Annotated in this window: 12 protein-coding genes and 1 tRNA gene; 5 read left to right on the top strand and 8 right to left on the bottom strand. The window is 56.8% G+C overall.

Going from position 1 to position 17,256, the window contains the following annotated elements; all coding sequences use genetic code 11:
- Nucleotides 1–143: 143 nt before the first annotated feature.
- Together rho and V5S80_RS01925 are read right to left on the bottom strand one after the other, a co-directional pair.
- Nucleotides 144–2,045 carry a transcription termination factor Rho gene (rho, locus tag V5S80_RS01930; RefSeq protein WP_395169414.1) on the bottom strand — a complete coding sequence of 634 codons (1,902 nt, stop codon included), beginning with the start codon at nt 2,043–2,045 and terminating at the stop codon, nt 144–146.
- Between the two features lie 409 nt (nt 2,046–2,454).
- Entirely contained in the window at nt 2,455–2,643 is a 189-nt protein-coding gene (locus V5S80_RS01925; RefSeq protein ID WP_395169056.1) for a hypothetical protein, read from the bottom strand.
- Nucleotides 2,644–2,734: 91 nt separating this feature from the next.
- Between V5S80_RS01925 and V5S80_RS01920 the strand changes: the two genes are divergently transcribed.
- Entirely contained in the window at nt 2,735–4,495 is a 1,761-nt protein-coding gene (locus V5S80_RS01920) for a long-chain fatty-acid--CoA ligase (RefSeq protein ID WP_395169055.1), read from the top strand.
- A 29-nt stretch (nt 4,496–4,524) separates the two neighbouring features.
- On the opposite strand, the gene thrB is transcribed toward V5S80_RS01920, so the two are convergent.
- From thrB to V5S80_RS01900, 4 genes are all read right to left on the bottom strand, one after another.
- On the bottom strand, nt 4,525–5,457 hold the full coding sequence (gene thrB, locus V5S80_RS01915) for a homoserine kinase (protein ID WP_395169054.1): 933 nt from the start codon (nt 5,455–5,457) through the stop codon (nt 4,525–4,527).
- On the bottom strand, nt 5,458–6,792 hold the full coding sequence (locus V5S80_RS01910) for a homoserine dehydrogenase (protein ID WP_395169053.1): 1,335 nt from the start codon (nt 6,790–6,792) through the stop codon (nt 5,458–5,460).
- A gap of 149 nt (nt 6,793–6,941) precedes the next feature.
- Complete coding sequence (locus V5S80_RS01905) at nt 6,942–8,459, bottom strand: diaminopimelate decarboxylase family protein (RefSeq protein ID WP_395169052.1); 1,518 nt, start codon at nt 8,457–8,459, stop codon at nt 6,942–6,944.
- Nucleotides 8,460–8,467: 8 nt separating this feature from the next.
- Nucleotides 8,468–9,943 carry a DALR anticodon-binding domain-containing protein gene (locus V5S80_RS01900; protein WP_395169051.1) on the bottom strand — a complete coding sequence of 492 codons (1,476 nt, stop codon included), beginning with the start codon at nt 9,941–9,943 and terminating at the stop codon, nt 8,468–8,470.
- 375 nt (nt 9,944–10,318) lie between these two features.
- Here V5S80_RS01900 and V5S80_RS01895 point away from each other — a divergent pair, with 375 nt between their 5' ends.
- The 4 genes from V5S80_RS01895 (at nt 10,319) to V5S80_RS01880 (ending at nt 13,577) form a co-directional block, all read left to right on the top strand.
- The gene (locus V5S80_RS01895) at nt 10,319–11,104 is read left to right on the top strand and encodes a (Fe-S)-binding protein (RefSeq protein ID WP_395169050.1); all 786 of its coding nucleotides are present in this window, start codon (nt 10,319–10,321) and stop codon (nt 11,102–11,104) included.
- Entirely contained in the window at nt 11,101–12,693 is a 1,593-nt protein-coding gene (locus tag V5S80_RS01890) for a LutB/LldF family L-lactate oxidation iron-sulfur protein (protein ID WP_395169049.1), read from the top strand. Before V5S80_RS01895 ends, V5S80_RS01890 begins: the two co-directional genes overlap by 4 nt.
- Before the next feature lie 2 nt (nt 12,694–12,695).
- Nucleotides 12,696–13,343 (top strand): lactate utilization protein C, encoded by a 648-nt coding sequence (locus tag V5S80_RS01885; protein ID WP_395169048.1) that lies wholly within the window; start codon nt 12,696–12,698, stop codon nt 13,341–13,343.
- Between the two features lie 161 nt (nt 13,344–13,504).
- Nucleotides 13,505–13,577: transfer RNA gene (locus V5S80_RS01880), tRNA-Arg, on the top strand.
- 129 nt (nt 13,578–13,706) lie between these two features.
- Here the strand turns inward: V5S80_RS01880 and V5S80_RS01875 are convergent.
- Nucleotides 13,707–15,014, bottom strand: coding sequence for an anaerobic C4-dicarboxylate transporter (locus V5S80_RS01875; RefSeq protein ID WP_395169413.1), 1,308 nt, complete (start codon nt 15,012–15,014; stop codon nt 13,707–13,709).
- Between the two features lie 334 nt (nt 15,015–15,348).
- Nucleotides 15,349–16,929, bottom strand: coding sequence for a cytochrome b/b6 domain-containing protein (locus V5S80_RS01870; RefSeq protein ID WP_395169047.1), 1,581 nt, complete (start codon nt 16,927–16,929; stop codon nt 15,349–15,351).
- Nucleotides 16,930–17,256: the final 327 nt, after the last annotated feature.

Below are 17,256 nucleotides of genomic sequence, written 5' to 3'. Positions count from 1 at the left end.
CCTACATGAATTCAGTAACTACATGAATATAGCGCGATGGCGGCGGCTCCTCCGAACCACCGCCGCACCGCACCGCTCCTCAGGGAGCAACCGTGGGCGCAACATAGAACCCACCTGGCCTATATCGCGTTCCTAGCAGCTGATTAATCCTCATCATCGGCGACACTCATAGGTGCCGATGACGCTATCTGCATAAGGAACTCACCATTGTTCTTCGTTTTCCTCAACTGTTTGATCAACAGGTCAATCGCCTGTTGAGGATCCAAAGCCGACAGAATGCGCCGCAGCTTGTGCATCACGCGAGCTTCATCAGGTGCAAGAAGCAATTCATCCTTACGCGTACCTGACGGATTGACATCAACAGCTGGGAACACGCGCCGCTCAGAGATCTTCCGATCCAGCTTGAGCTCAGCGTTACCGGTGCCCTTGAATTCCTCAAAAATGACAGTGTCACCCGCGGAACCAGTTTCCACCATTGCTGTCGCAATAATCGTCAGCGATCCACCATTCTCGATATTGCGGGCCGCACCCAGGAAACGCTTCGGCGGGTAGAGCGCGTTGGAATCGACACCACCAGAAAGAATACGGCCAGACGCCGGGGACGAGTTGTTATAAGCACGCCCCAAACGCGTAATCGAATCCAACAAGACGACAACATCCTGGCCAGCCTCAACAAGGCGCTTCGCACGCTCAATCGCCAGTTCGGCAACAGTAGTGTGCTCACTCGGCGGACGGTCGAACGTTGACGCGATAACCTCGCCATTGACCGACCGCTGCATGTCCGTCACTTCCTCGGGACGCTCGTCAACAAGAACAACCATGAGGTAACACTCTTGATTGTTGGCGGTAATAGCGTTGGCGATATCCTGAAGAATAGTGGTCTTACCAGCCTTCGGAGGAGACACAATCAGCGCGCGCTGCCCTTTACCAATCGGCATAATGAGGTCGATCACACGAGTTGTCAGCTTCTTCTGCTCAGTTTCCAACCGCAAACGCTGGTTCGGATAAAGCGGAGTAAGCTTGGAGAATTCCGGACGAGCCTTCGCTTCCTCTGGGGTCATCCCATTCACCGTGTCGACCCGGGCCAAAGGAGCAAATTTCTGACGGTTACGCCCGCGACCATGCTGTTGCTGGCGATTAGATCCATCATCGCGAACCTTGATCTGCCCCGTCACCGCATCGCCACGACGCATCCCCTGGGAACGAACCATGTTCATCGATACATACACATCATTCGGGCCGGACTGGTAACCCGAGGTACGAATGAATGCTGTGTTGTTATCAACCACATCAAGAATGCCTGCTACCGGCTGGAAGGACTCACCTTCATGAAGCTGGTTGGGATTCTGACTGTCACGATTATCCCGGTTACGGCGATTTCGACGGTTGCCCCGGTTATTCCGATCGCCACGACTGTTACGGCCCCCGCGATCACCCCGGTTATCCCGATCGCCACGACTGTTACGGCCCCCGCGATCACCCCGGTTATCCCGATCATTCCGCGTATCGCGATCATTGCGGTCATCGCTACCCCGACGACTATCGTCACTATTCTCATGATCACGCCGGTCCTCATCATGGTGGGCAGAACTACCATGAGAATCACTGGACGATTCATGAGATGAGGTGTGCCTGTCGTCACCATCGTTCGAACGATTGTGGTGACGCGCCCGATGCCGGCGTGCACGACGAGCCTGAGACCGTGACTTATAGCCATGATGCTGGGAATCATCAGAGTCGGTGTTCTCGTGGCCATTGTCACTATTCTGATCAGCATCATGCTCATTCGCATGATAATCCCGGCTATCACCATGGTCGGGGGTATTATTCTCCCCCACCTTGTCACGCGCTGGTGATTCCTGGGAGTCGGCACGGCGCGACTCAGAAGTCGGCTCGCCTGCAGCTCTAGTGGATCGACGAGGACGAGAGTGCGGCTGGCCAGAATCTGCTGCCTGAATCGCTGCGATAATATCCCCCTTACGCAGTCCTGAGAGCCCTCGAATCCCCTTGTTGGCAGCAAGCGCCTTTAATTCTGGGATGCGCATGGCGGCCAAGTTGTTTGTGTCCGTATCAGTCACGGATGTCCTTTCGTTGCCAGCCCCTCCACAGACAATTATCAGTGGTTGTCAGTAGGCGCATGTAGTCACGCGGTGGAGGGTTAGCCCTGTGGTGTTGTCCTTATCGCGACGCTGCGTCATCGCTCTACCGTCGGTGGCCTCACGATGGTGTTGTTCACACACGACCATGATGAAAGTCCGATGGTGCAGCTTGTCAACGGAATGTGCGTCATTTCGAACGCGCCCGCTTCACCGTGTCCATAGCAACCACTGTGGTTTGTCTGAACGACCACCGCAATAAGATTTCCTCACCGCAGTGTGCTCACACAGCGCTACATGAACATGTGCTTGCTAGTGCCCATCAATGGGCGACGCAGACTCGCGACAATACGCGCGATTACGAAATGAAGGATTCTTTGTAGCGTTCGGTCACCGGTAGTGCATTCAGGGTGGATGAGTAATCCCCTGGAGCCACCACATGTACTAGTCCGAAAGCCAGCGTCACGATAGTGCTAGCTTCATTTCCTAGTGGCGAATACAAGAACCGATGAGCAGTCCGAAAACTACAACCAAAGGAATCGTCCATTACCGTACCACTTTCCTGAGAAAGTCGCCGCACCGGCACGCAACTCCCCCTTCACCTGTATACGAGCACTCTCTGGCTTAAAGTTAACGATATGAAGTCGACGATGATGGACGTGCCTCTCTCTGTCACACAGATTTTCACCTATGGGGCCCGGGTCTTTGGCGATACAGAAGTGACGAGCTGGAGCGACAATGGGCCAGAGACCATCACGTTCTCAGCACTCGCCGGTCGCGCTGCCGCCTGCGCCCACGCACTCCACTCACTGTGCGGAATTGACGCTGATCAACGCATCGGGACCATGATGAATAACTGCGCAGAGCACATGGAAGTATTTTTCGCGTCGTCATGTATGGGGGCAGTTTTTAGTCCATTAAACTCACATCTCTCCGATGACCAAATCATTCACATCATTAATTATGCAGATCTCAAAGTCATCGTCGTATCACCCCGCAACGCACCACGCCTTGCGAGTCTGATCCCTCACTGTCCAGGGGTCACCTACATCATCATCGCTTCCGGATCCGCCTCACACCGAGCTGCCGCGGTAACGGAGTGTGCTCACCGGGCACCATCCCCATCCTCCGTGATCGATTACGAAGCCTTTATCGACGGTCAATCCACAGAATTTCCATGGCCTACCCTCCCTGAAGACACCGCGGCCGCACTATGCTTTTCCACCGGGACCGAGGGCGCGCCCAAGGGAGTCGCCTATTCCCATCGCTCCATGTACTTGCACTCGCAATCCTTGCTCGGCGTGGATTCTTTTGCCATCACCAACGGTGGCTCATTCCTCTGCTGTGTGCCCATCTACCACGTGTTGAGCTGGGGCGTCCCCTTAGCTGCGTGGATGGCGGGGGCCCCTCTCATCTTTCCTGGTGACGATGTCGCAGCTCCCCGCTTGGCACACATCATCTCCACATCGATGCCACGAGTGGCCCACGGAGTTCCAGCATTGTGGGTCTCGCTAGTAGCCCACTACTTTCAGGATCCACCACAACGCATGAGCCTGCGAGAGATCTTTGCTGGCGGAGCCCCAGTTCCACCGGTGTTAATCAGGGTGTGGGAGGAGAAGTTCGGCGTGGATGTCATCCAGTGCTGGGGCATGACGGAAACCTCACCCGTCGGAACTGTGGCACGTCCCCAAGCAGGGCTAAGTGGAGAAACACGCAACCTATATCGCGAATCTCAAGGACGTTTCCCCGCGTCGATCAGCTTCCGCGTCGCCGACGATGCTGGCCACATTTTGGAAGGCCATGACAGGAACCAAGGCGAAATTCAGGTTCGCGGCAATTGGATAACGGGCTCCTATTTCCGACCACCAGCCGGTGAAGAGAAGGGCTCTACCTCCCATTTCCGCGGGAAGCCCATTGAACACGCCGATAACCGCTTCACTGACGATGGCTGGTTCCGCACAGGAGATGTCGGCTCTATTAACCGTGATGGTTTCTTGACCGTGAATGACCGGATACGCGATGTCATCCGATCCGGGGGCGAATGGATTTACTCTGCCGAACTAGAAAACTTCGTGGTCGACGCTCCCCCGGTTCTCGAGTGCGCTGTGATTGGTTATCCCGATGACACCTGGGGCGAGAGGCCCCTGGCCGTCACAGTTCTTGCTGACGGAATCGAGCGAACAGCAGCAACTGCTGAGCGACTTCGCACGCGCCTTCGCGGTGTTATCCCCGGCTGGATGATCCCAGAATATTGGGCCTTCGTCGATGCTATCGACAAAACCAGCGTCGACAAATATGACAAAAAGGATCTTCGCCAACATCTTGCCGATGGTCAACTCAATGTGATCTCCTTACAGGGACCCCGCCGCAGCGGCGATAGCTACAGCGATAGCCACTGACCGGGGCGTCGACGCACGCGCCTAGAGCTTTACCCGAATTCCTGGCGCGTGGTAACAACCGCTCCAGCGATCGGAAGGGTGAGAACGCGGAGCCCCTCACGGGTGGCGGTGTCGATAACCTCACTGGGTAGGTCGTCCGTCGAGAGCACCATGACAGTGGGCCCCGCACCCGAGAGATACGCCGCATAGCCACGGTTACGCAGCCGATTGACCCACTCCGCAGACACGGGCAGCGCATCAGCACGGTACGGCTGGTGGAGACGATCGCGTGTTCCCTCCCACAACAGCTCTGGGTTCGTACGCAATGCGACGGTCATCACCGCCGTACGGGATACATTAAACCTGGCATCAACGTGGCTCACATCACTGGGAAGGACTCTGCGGACAGCGTTGGTCGACGCAGTAAAATCCGGAATAAATGCGGTGGCGCGAATGTCGGGGTGCACCTCAAGACCGATCGCATGATACTGGGGTGCAGTTTCTCCATCGACGGGCGTATCTGTCCACGACACCACCGCCCCACCAAGAACTGACGCCGCAGCGTTATCCGGGTGGCCTTCAAATGCACTCACTAATTGGACGACCTGCTCGACGCTCAGAGAGTGATCCGCGAGAGCGTTAGCCGCACAGACCCCCGCTGCAACGGCTGCTGCCGACGATCCTAACCCCCGCGATTGGGGAATGGAGTTTTCACACGAGACAGCCAGGCCAGAAACATCAACGTGAGCCGCTCGGAGCCCTTCACGAATCGCCCGGACCACTAAGTGCGTTCCATCGAGGGGAACTGTGCCAGCACCTTCACCCTGCACGTCGACGCTCAGGCCTGATTCGGTGACCTCAGCTGTCACAGTGTCATATAGCCCCACAGCTAAACCAAGGGTGTCGAAACCTGGCCCTAGGTTTGCTGACGACGCGGGAACGCGGACGGTAACTGAGCGCCCCACCGGGATGTCATATGACACTTAGTCATCTCCCTCCATACGTAAGACGCGATCAACGGATCGCACAGCGTCCAGTGATGAGACGTCGGCCACTGTCTGTTCCAGGTCAGCTTCCTTCGCCACATGTGTGACAACGACCAGCCGAGCACCATTCTCGCTGCCTTCTTGTCGGACAGTCTTGAGCGAAATGCCGTGGTTGGAGAAGCATTTGGCAACATCGGCAAGGACACCGACTTGGTCTTTGACGTGCATGACGACGTGGTACCGAGTGTCGATGGAACCAAATGGTGCGATGGGCAATGATGCGTACACAGATTCTCCCGGCGCGCGACCCCCCAGAACAATGTTTCGTGAAGCCCCAATTACGTCGCCTAGGACGGCGGACGCGGTGGGGTTGCCCCCAGCCCCATTCCCATAGAACATGAGTCGACCCGCGGCTTCAGCCTCAACGAAGACAGCGTTAAAGGATTGCGAGACGCTGGCTAGTGGGTGACTACGAGGTACCAACGCTGGGTAGACGCGGGCGGAGACGGATTCGTTTCCGCCCCCATCGGTGAGTCGTTCGCACAGGGCGAGTAGTTTGATGGTGCATCCGACAGCTTTGGCCGACTCAATGTCGGCAGCAGTGATTTCCCGGATGCCATCACGGTAGACGTCCGCGGCGGAGACGCGTGTGTGGAAGGCGATGGATGCGAGGATTGCGGCTTTGGAAGCAGCGTCATATCCGTCGACGTCGGCGGTGGGGTCGGCCTCTGCGTATCCCAGGCGGGTCGCTTCGGCGAGCATCTCGTCGTAGGACGCGCCGGAGTCATCCATGGCGTCGAGGATGAAGTTGGTTGTGCCGTTAACAATACCCATGACACGATGGATGCGGTCTCCAGCCAACGAGCGCCGTAAGGGGCCAACAACGGGGATTGCAGCAGCAACTGCTGCTTCGAAGAATAAATCCGCTCCCGATGCATCGGCTGCAGCCGCTAGTTCGTCGGCGTGAGCTGCTACTAAGGCTTTGTTCGCGGTGACGACGGATTTACCCGCTTTCAGTGCCGCGAGAACAATGTGACGCGGGAGGTCGATACCGCCGATGACCTCAACAACGAGGTCGACATCGTCACGAAGAGCTAAACTCAGTGCGTCATCGGTGAGAAGTTCTGGGGCAACGCCCTCACGCGGGCGTGATAGATCAGAAACAGCCACTCCGCGGATTTCTAATGGCCCTCCCGCTCGTTCGGTAAATTCATCCGAGTAGTCATTCATCAACCTATACGCAGCCTGACCAACCGTACCGAACCCTAATAGGGCTACGCCGACTGTTTCTCCGGCGCCTTTCCCGGTGTTATATGCAGCGTGTTGGGTCATGTTATCTATTCCTCGTAAGTCGGAAGCGGGAGTTGTATGAAAGATACTATAACTACTGTTTCGGCTGGTGTCCTGACATTTTTCGACAAATTCTGGCCAGTATGATGTCATCACGTGTCGATGATCGGAGGCTCGGTTGTAGACCGGACCTATGGGCAGTCTTGGTCAAGAGCAAGGAGATCATCAATCGTTTCCCGGCGGACCATCACACGCGCCTGACCATCTCGAACAGCGATGACGGCGGGGCGGCGGAACATGTTGTAACGCGAGGCCATGGAGTAGCAGTACGCACCGGTGCCGGCCAGAGCGATGTTGTCACCGACGTCGATGTCGTCGGGGTAGACCCCATGATCGACGAGAATATCACCCGATTCGCAGTGTGACCCCACAAGTCGCGTCGGTATGGGATTGCCGTGGACAACGCGGTTAGTCACTCGGGCATCGTAGTGTGCGTTATAGAGTGCAGGGCGGATATTGTCGGACATTCCCCCGTCGACCGAAAGGTAGCGCCGGATAGAACGTTCGTCAGTGGGAACGTCCTTGCGGGTGCCCACGGTGTAAACGGTGACGGTCGATGGGCCAACAATGGCGCGACCTGGTTCGACCATCACTGTTGGGGGATCAAAATGCCGCTCGCGAGCCGCAGTGGCAACACGGGTGCGGAGGTCAGCGGCGACCGAGTGAACATCGAGCGGGGCATCGCTAGCTCTATAGGCGATTCCGTATCCACCACCGAGGTCGAGAATATTGAGGGGATCTTTCATATTGTCACCTGCACTTGCCCCTAATGGGCTCCCAGTGGTGGGTGTGTCATGCTGGTCTGCTCCGTCGTTGTCACGACGAGTTGCGTCGCAGCGTGTGCCGTACCGGCCGAGTTCATGATGAAGATCAGCCATCAAGCCGAGTAGGCGTTGTGCCGCGAGTGAAAAACCATCGGCGTCAAACACCTGCGAACCGACATGGCAGTGTAGTCCAGCTACGGCGAGTGAATCCTTCCTGATGGCCGCACGCGCTGCATCTTTGGCTGCTCCTGACGCCAAGGAGAGGCCAAATTTTTGGTCCTCGTGGGAAGTAGCAATGAATTCATGGGTATCTGCGTGAACCCCGGGAGTTACCCGAATAAGGACCTCTTGACGAACGCCGGCGTCGCGAGCGATGCGGGCGAGTCGATCAATCTCATGGCGGGAGTCGATCACAATGTGCCGAACGCCAGCGTTGACCGCTGTGGTGAGAGTGACGTCGAGCTTATTGTTGCCGTGGAGGGTGATTCGCTGTGGCGGGAACCCGGCACGGAGCGCTACTTCTAGTTCACCGTCGGAGGCAACATCGAGACACAGGCCTTCGCTGGCGACCCATTGTGCGATACCAACAGTTAAGAAGGCTTTTGAGGCGTAGTGGACATGGTCCGGTCCGCCGAATGCGTCGGCCATGGTGCGGCATCGTGTACGGAAGTCGTCCTCGTCGACGACCATGAGGGGGGTGTCGTATGTCGCGGTGAGGTCGGTGAGTCGCACGCCGGCGATGGTCACGTGACCGTCGTCGTCACGTCGGGCGTTCAGTGGCCACACGTGGGGTGGCAGTGTGTTGAATTCGTCGAGGGAGAATTCGGGCACGGTGGCGTGGGAGTGCAGGTGTGCAAAGCCTGGTCCTTTACCGAGCAGATCCATGGGGTCTCCTACATACGCTCTGGTGCGGTGACACCGAGGAGTTGACAAGCGTTGGTAATAGTGTGGCGGGTTGCCTGTGCAAGTGCCAAGCGTGTGCGAACAAGGGGGGCTGCGTCATCACCGGTTGGTTCGGACGCTGTGGGCAGGATGTGGCCGGATCCGTAGAACCGGTGAAAGGTAGCTGCCAGTTTTTCGACATATCGTGCGATTCGGTGTGGTTCACGTCGTCTAGCTGAACTTTCGACAACTGAGGGGAACTCGCCAAGGGTGCGGATGAGTGTTCCTTCGTGGCGGGTGGTCAGCAGCGCGTAGTTGGGATTGGTGGCTGTGATGCCGGCGGTATCAGCGTGGCGTGCTAGGGAGCATAAGCGTGCATGCGCGTGCTGGACGTGGACAATCGGGTTGTCAGTGGTGTGACGCGCCCAGAGGTTGACGTCGATGTCCAGAGGTTGGTCCACGGGTGTGCGGATCAGTGCGTAGCGGGCGGCGTCAACGCCGATGAATTCGACGAGGTCGTCGAGGGTAACGGTGGTTTTGGTCCGTGTTGACGTCGTGACGGCATTGCCGTTGCGAATAAGGGTCACCCTGTTCCCGTGGATGATCTCAACGTGGGTGGAGTCGTAGCCTTGTGGTTGTGTGGCTGCGGTGGGGTCTCGGTGGTCTGCCCCACGTATGTACATGCGGGGGTGATGGCCGTGGTCGATTGTGTTTTGTGAATTGTCGTGGATAACGGTGTCAAAGTCGGTGCCGAACTCGTGGAGAGTGGTTGTGATGTGGGTACGCATGAGGGCGAGTCCTTCCCGGCGGAAGATGTCGTGGCGTTGTGCTTCGGGAAGGGTGGTCGCTGCTGGGTGTCGATGAATGATTGAGGTGGCGATGTCACGAATGTAGGCGCCGTTATATTCATCGTTGGGTGGTGGTTGGCCGAGGGCGGATGCGACGAGTGATTGGGTGAAGCGGTCGATCTGGGTGTCGTGATCGTTGAAGGAGTATTCACGGGTAAGGTGCGCTCCGCGGAAGGCGAGGATTCGGGCCAATGCGTCGCCAACGGCGATATGTCGTGTGTCGTCCAGGTGGATAGGTCTCGTGGGGTTGGCTGATCTGAATTCGAGGGTGAGTTCTGTGCCGTTGAATTCTGTGCCGCGTCCGTAGCGGTGGCCGTGAGCCAGGATATGTCCGACGACGTCGCCCTGCGCCGCAGCATCGATGCGGATATTGACGAATCCTGAACCTGCGACGTCCACGGTCTGGATGGCGGGTTCAGCAGCTAGTTTGTCGGCTACCCAGCCTGCCACGTCTCGTGGGGGTTCTCCCAGGGTGGTGGCCATCTGCAATGCGAGGTTTGTCGTGTAGTCACCGTGTTCTGGGTTGCGGGGACGTTCGATTACTACGGTGGGTGGGAGAGCTGAGCTATCTTTCCCGTGCTCTGCCAACGCGGATTCAGCACAATCGGCGATGAAGGTCGACAAGTCGTCGGGCGTCATAAGCTCTCAGTCTACGGCAGCTTGTTGTCCTGCTTAGCGCTTGGCGGTTGTCCTGTGTCGCTCTCTATTCGGTAGGTGCTGTCGGGTGTCAGTGCGTCGTCATGCGAGGCGGGCGGGGCGGTGACCACCCTCACATTAGCCCCAAATGGGGGTAATTCTCTGATTGTATTTCCGAAACGTTGGTATTGCGTTAATACGCATTCACACTCAGCGAACAACTATGCACTGCGACAATACATCACCACACCACGGTGCCACACGGTTTTCATATCCTTTTCAACTCTTTTACCAGCATCGATACGCCGGAGCCATATCTGTGGAACACCATGCGTCGTCTTACACTAACAGCGACGACCTTAACCCTGAGGAGGGCTTGTGCGTATCGCACTTTTTTCCACATGTATCGGGGACGCCCTATTTCCTGACGCCTCCAAAGCGACCGCAGTGATCCTGTCCCGCCTTGGACACGACGTGGTATTCCCCGAAGGCCAAACATGCTGCGGACAGATGCATGTCAACACCGGCTACCAAAGAGAAACAATCCCACAAATCCGTGATTACGTTGACGCGTTCTCAGATTCGTCCATCGACTACGTCATCGCACCATCAGGCTCGTGCACCGGAGCCGTCCGCCACCAACATCAGATGGTGGCCGAACGCTACGGAGATCAAGCCCTTGTTGATGGGGTGAAAAAAACGGCACCCAAAACCTTGGATCTCGCTGAGTTTGTGGTCGATGTTGAAGGCATCACCAATCTTGGCGCCTATTTCCCCCACCGGGTCACCTACCACTCCACATGCCATTCGTTGCGCATGCTGAAAATTGGCGACCGCCCGTACCAACTCCTCAACGAGGTCAAGAGCTTGGATCTTGTCCGCCTACCCGGCGCTGAGGAATGCTGCGGATTCGGTGGAACATTCTCGGTGAAAAATGCGGATACGTCGGCAGCGATGGTGGGCGACAAAGTTCGCAACGTTGTCTCGACCGGCGCGGAATATGTCACCGCAGGCGATCCCAGTTGCTTAATGAATATCGGCGGTAGCTTGTCCCGTCAACGATCTGGTGTCCGGGCGCTCCATCTCGCCGAAATTCTTGCATCCACCGAAGAACACCCCTGGACACCCGACGGTGCGTTCTATTCCAAGGAGGCAATGCTGTGACCATCAGCCTTGGCATGCCGACGATGCCACCTACCGCTCCTGCAGGGGTTGGCAACCTTCGTGGCACCCAACAGTTCCCGCACGCCGCCCGCCACGATTTAAAAAATTCCGTCCAGCGCCACAATCTTCGAATGGCGACGCACACCATCCGCGACAAGCGGGCCCGAGTCGTCAATGAAATCGATGACTGGCAAGCACTCCGCCGTGCAGGCTCCGCCATTAAACGAGATGTCATGGCACGGATGCCTGAACTTCTGGAACAGTTTGAAAAGGCTGTTGTGGCCCGCGGTGGCCACGTGCACTGGGCGCGGGATGCCAAAGAAGCCAATACCATCATCACTGACTTAGTGAAAAAGACTGGTGAGGACAAAGTCGTCAAGATTAAGTCCATGGCCACCATGGAAATTGGTCTCAATGATGCCTTGAAAGACGCCGGGATCCAGGCCCGCGAGACAGACTTGGCCGAGCTTATTGTGCAGCTTGGCCGCGACCGCCCGTCGCACATTGTGGTTCCGGCTATTCACCGAAACCGCGCTGAGATCCGCGATATCTTCATCAAAGAGATGCCGCATACCGACGAGAGCCTCACAGACAACCCTGCCGACCTGGCCGAAGCATCCCGCGTGTTCCTCCGGAAGCAGTTTATGGATGCGAAAGTGGCGATCTCCGGAGTGAATTTTGGGATCGCAGAAACTGGCACAGTGTCCATCGTGGAATCTGAGGGTAATGGGCGGATGTGCTTGACGTTGCCCGAGACGTTAATTTCCGTCATGGGTATTGAAAAGTTACTCCCGACGTTTAAAGATCTCGAGGTGTTCTTACAGCTCCTCCCCCGCTCGTCAACGGGTGAACGCATGAATCCGTACACCAGCCTGTGGTCAGGGACGACAGAGGGCGACGGGCCGACAAACATCCACGTTGTTCTTATCGACAATGGGCGCACCCACGCGCTGGCTAATGCGATCGGGCGCGAGGCGTTGAAATGTATTCGCTGTTCTGCGTGTTTGAACGTTTGCCCGGTGTATGAACGAGCTGGTGGTCATGCCTATGGCTCGACATACCCGGGGCCTATTGGAGCTATCCTCACCCCGCAGCTTGCTGGGATGGAATCCTCCGATGATCCAAACTCGTCGCTGCCGTATGCATCGTCACTGTGCGGAGCCTGTTTCGATGTGTGTCCGGTAGAAATCGACATTCCCTCGGCTCTACTCGAGCTGCGCCACCAAAAAATCGAGCATCATCGACCGAAGTTCGAAGGCATGATAATGAGTGGCATGGGCTTGGTATTCGGCAACAAGCAGATTTGGAATTTCGCCGCCCGTGCCGCTGTACTTGGCCGCGCTCTCGGCTGGCCTCACGGGAAAATTACCTCTCTCCCAGGGTTCCTCTCGGGGTGGTCCAATGTCCGCGACACCGCCGTTCCTCCTACCCAGTCATTCCGCGCGTGGTTCGCATCTGAGGATGGGAAGAAAACACTGGCTGCCGCACGACACGAGGGACTCCCAAATAACAGTACCCACTGCGGAAAGTCTCATCCGGGTGATCACCGTTCACACCCTGTATCCGAGTCGACGACGGAAGGAGCATAGCCATGGAGTCGCAGTCGGCATCTGCCAAAGATGAGATCCTAGGGAGAATCCGGAACGCCAACAGGCTAGCGGGTGTTTCTCCACAGCCTTATCCCATTCCTCGAGATTATGGAATGGGCCGAACGCGCAACACACAAGAATTGGTCGAGCTCCTCGAGGATCGACTCCTTGATTACAAGGCCGATGTTCATATCGTGGAGGAATCTGACCTCCCCTCCACTGTGGCGGAGATCTCGGAACACCGTGGTTTCTCCCTTATTGGTGTCGCTGAAGGTCTCGATGAATCGATATATTCTTCGGTGTCAGCGGTTATCGAAAAAGATGATCGGTCCACGGACCCGCACGCCCTTGGTCGTTTCGATGCCATTATTACCGAGTCTCATGTGTCATCAGCGCAGACAGGAACGATCTATCTCGATAGTTCGGCGACCAATGGTCGACGCGCCCTGACCTTGGTGCCGGACTGCCATGTGTGTATCGTGCGTGAGGAATCGATTGTGTATGGCGTTCCAGAAGCAGTCGAGCGACTGGATCCTGAGATGCCCATCACACTGATTTCTGGACCATCGGCGACGTCTGATATCGAACTCAACCGCGTCGAAGGAGTCCACGGGCCCCGTACGCTCATCGTCGTCATCGTCAAGGCATAGCCGAATTTTTGTGAGGAACGGGGGGAAGTTCACCTCCGGTGACCCCGCGTGTTCACACTTTCATGGCGAGGTGCTAAAGTAATGACGTCGTACGGCGACAATGCCTCCAGCGCTGTCTCACCATTCTTGAGCCAGCGTATATGAGGTGACGTGCCGTTGATGCCTCCGTAGCTCAGGGGATAGAGCGTTGGTTTCCGGTACCAAAGGTCGCAGGTTCGATTCCTGTCGGGGGCACAGGATACGAGAAGTTATCTCGGGTAATGGCCGTTGCTCTTGAGTAATGGCCATTGTTGCATGTCACGGTAACCCCTGCAGTGGAGTGCTGTACGGAGCACTATGTGCGCCGTCGTCACACTCAAGCACCTAGATCACAAGGCTTCCTATTACGAAACCGAGACCAACAGCCACCGTAATCGCCACCGTCCCAGGAACGATAAACGAGTGATTAAACACATATTTTCCAATGCGTGTGGTTCCGGTGTCATCCATTTCCACCGCCGCAAGAAGGGTTGGATATGTCGGGAGAATGAATAAGGAACTTACCGCCACAAACGAAGCCACTGCAATCACCGGGCTCACCCCCACTGCCAGTGCCGCTGGCATGAGAGCCTTTGTCGTGGCCGCTTGGGAATACAACAACGCAGCAGCAACGAACAACACAACCGCCAGCATCCACGGATAGTCCGTCAAGATGTCACCTGACACGTGCTTAATTTTCTCCAGATGAGCGTCGATAATGGTGGTTCCCAGCCATGCCACACCCATCACGCAAATACAGGCCGACATGCCCGACTTAAAAACCGGGGTCGTTAAGATTTCGGCCGAGGGAAGTTTGCATACAATCGTGATCACTGTGGCCGTAGCAAGCATCAACGCGATGATCGCCTCATTACGTGGCAACGTTGGATTCGTGATAATGCCCACCTGGTCGGAACTCAGCGTGGCATACACCATCACCGCGACAATTGCAGTTAAGAAAATCCACACGGAGCGTTGTGCTGTCTTCGTCGGAACATAGTCATCCCGGCCCGTGGTGGGTTTTACTAGACCTTGCGCGACACGGTCGTGATAGATGGGATCATCATTCAACTCTCTACCCAGGTGATTGGTAATAAACGCCGCAGGAAAGATGGCTAAAAATGACGAAGGAATCACCACAGCGAGGATTGTGAGGTAACTCACTCCATGAGGTTCCATTAAGGAGGCCATCAACACCACCGCAGCGGAAATCGGCGACGCGGTAATCGCGATTTGCGAGGCCACGACAGAGATAGCCAGTGGTCTCGACGGACGAACATTCCCCTCCTTGGCAACCTCGGCAATCACCGGGAGGGTTGAAAAAGCGGTATGTCCCGTCCCCGCCAGGAGTGTCATGACATACGTGACGATGGGAGCGAAATAGGTCACACGTTTCGGATTTTTCCGCAGAAACCGCTCAGCAACATGAACGAGATAGTCCATTCCCCCAGCAAGCTGCATGGCAGCGATGGCAGAAATAACTGACATGATGATGCTGATGACGTCGAACGGAATCTGTCCTTTAGAAACCGGAACTCCGGTGACACCTAGGAGCAAAACCCCTAGACCACCCGCGAGGCCGATAGCTACCGACCCCAACCGAGCACCCAGGACGATAGCCCCCAACACGATCAGAATATGCAGTGTAAGCAGCAACTTCGAAGCCTTCTACTCACGCGTTAATACAATGGATCATTGGGCGCGATCGCGTCATCACCGCCGACGTTTGAGCAGGTCTCAGCCCTAACGCTTTGATCCACTCCCAGAGTAATACCAACCAATCGCGAACTACTAACCTCCCAGCACGACCTCACATGCAGAAAACCACCACAACCCGGTCAACAATCCACCACCACAGGAGGAAGCCGCCTACAGGTCTGGATAACACCAGCACACCCAATAAATCATGTCACCCCTCCACCCCATCATGACCATGGTCGTCACGACAACGGGGTGGAGGGGATTTCAGAGTGCGGCCAGCCGTGCCCTACCGTGCACTCACCTGACCAAACCGGCTAGCAATCGGAGCCAAGACGAGTGGCCGTGCAGCCATCACACCAGCAACCGCGATGATGAGGCCCCCCATGAACCAGAGGAACCCAGCCCAGCTCGCAGAATCATTACCAGCAAACATGTGATTGAGATTCTCACGGAAACCAGTCGTGAACACCAACAACACGTGAACAAAGACAAAAAACACGAAGAACACCATCGTCGGATAGTGGATATGCCGAGCCACCGGAGCGGGATACACCTTGTTGAGTGTTTGCGCCTCCTTGGGCCACCATTCACTCATGCGTACACCCGAGACCACAGCCAGTGGCGCAGCGACAAAAATCACTAAGAAGTACATGATCTGTTGCAGGCTGTTGTAGTTCTCCCAGCCATGTTCAGCCGGCCAATTAAACGAAATGTACTGCAACGCGGCAGAAAGGGCGTTCGGGAAGACCTTCCAGCTAGTCGGAATCAGACGGGCCCAGTGCCCCGACGCAAACAACAACACGACGAACACGACTCCGTTGGCCAGCCACAAGATATCCAGGGAGGTGTGCAGCCACAAGAAAATGCTGATTTTTTTGCCACCTCGTTTCGACTGCCACACCGCCGGCGGTTTCTGTTGATGCCGAACAAGCAAACCCGTGCGGATAATGAGGAGCATGAAGAAAAAGTTCACATAGTGCTGCCATCGTGCCCAGACGGGAAAGCCGGGATCGGGGGACGGGGACGGGGCATACTCGCCGGGGTATTTGTCGATCCACCGTGACACGACATCAAGGCTCATAAGCCACCGCGCCGTGAAGACCACGATGACACCAAGGACGATCAGAGCCAACGCAGTGAGTCCAGCGATCTTTCCCCACTGAGCTAAACTTTTCTCACCGATGGTGATTGGTTCGCGTTTCTTCTTTGAGCTCTTCGAGTTCTTCTTGGTGGTTGTCGCGCCGGTCTTCTTGCCCCCAGCTGTGCCCGCCCCCGCCTTCTTAGTTCCCGGCGCTTGAGGCCCACCAGGCTTCGTCGCCCCTGGTGTACGTGGTGCTGTCGGGGCTGCGGCACCTGGTGCGTGCCCCCCTGCCACCGCTGGTGCACCTGGAGCGGAGGGTTGACGTGCTGCGCCGGGTGCCGCAGGTGCTGTGGGAGCACCCGGGGGCGTCGGTGCGCCCGGGGCTGCTGGAGCAGACGGAGCGTGAGGTGCTCGAGAAGCCGCGGGGGCTTTCGGCGCTCCCGGAGCTGTGGGCGCGGTACTCCCCTGTGCTTGATGTGGCGCTGTCGTCGCAGCTGGTGACGTGGGCGCCCCAGGGGCGGACGGAGCTTTGGGTGCGCCGGGAGCCCCAGGTACACCTGGTGCCTGTGCTTTTGCCGACAGACCGGGTGTCCCTGTCGGCGTGGCGGTCTCACGCTTCGCATCATGAGCATTATCCGAGCGTGTGTGATCGGCAGTCTCGACGTCGTGGGTGCCAGCTACTCCCGTTGACGATGGCGTGTCACTGTCGGAATCAGTGTGTGCACGTTTTTTCGACGCGCCCGATGGGGATGGGCTCCCCGGTGGTGGTGGAGGAACTGGCGACATCGTAGATCTCTCCTCATCAAATCATGGTCGTCATTGTGTAGCGACAATCCTGGTACCGGAACCCAAGCGTCATCGCTCGTCGCAGTAGGCCCTGTCCACCTGCGACTCTTTCAGCATCAGCATCTGATACCGATTGTCCGCAGCTCGTTGTCATTGCCTGACTCGACAAGCGGTCACGACTGCCTGTCGCTATGAAACAATATCAACAGCCTACTGTGAAGGGTGTCACTCGCGGGGGAAAAACTAGATCCCACTTCATAAGGTTCCCCAGGGGGCAGCTCCCACCAGGACTATCTTTGGCCCACCATCAGCGCCCAACACCCTGAG

This window comes from Corynebacterium sp. PCR 32 (genome assembly GCF_037464985.1).
GTDB lineage: Bacteria > Actinomycetota > Actinomycetes > Mycobacteriales > Mycobacteriaceae > Corynebacterium > Corynebacterium kroppenstedtii_D.
This window is presented reverse-complemented; position numbering and strand designations above follow the sequence as displayed.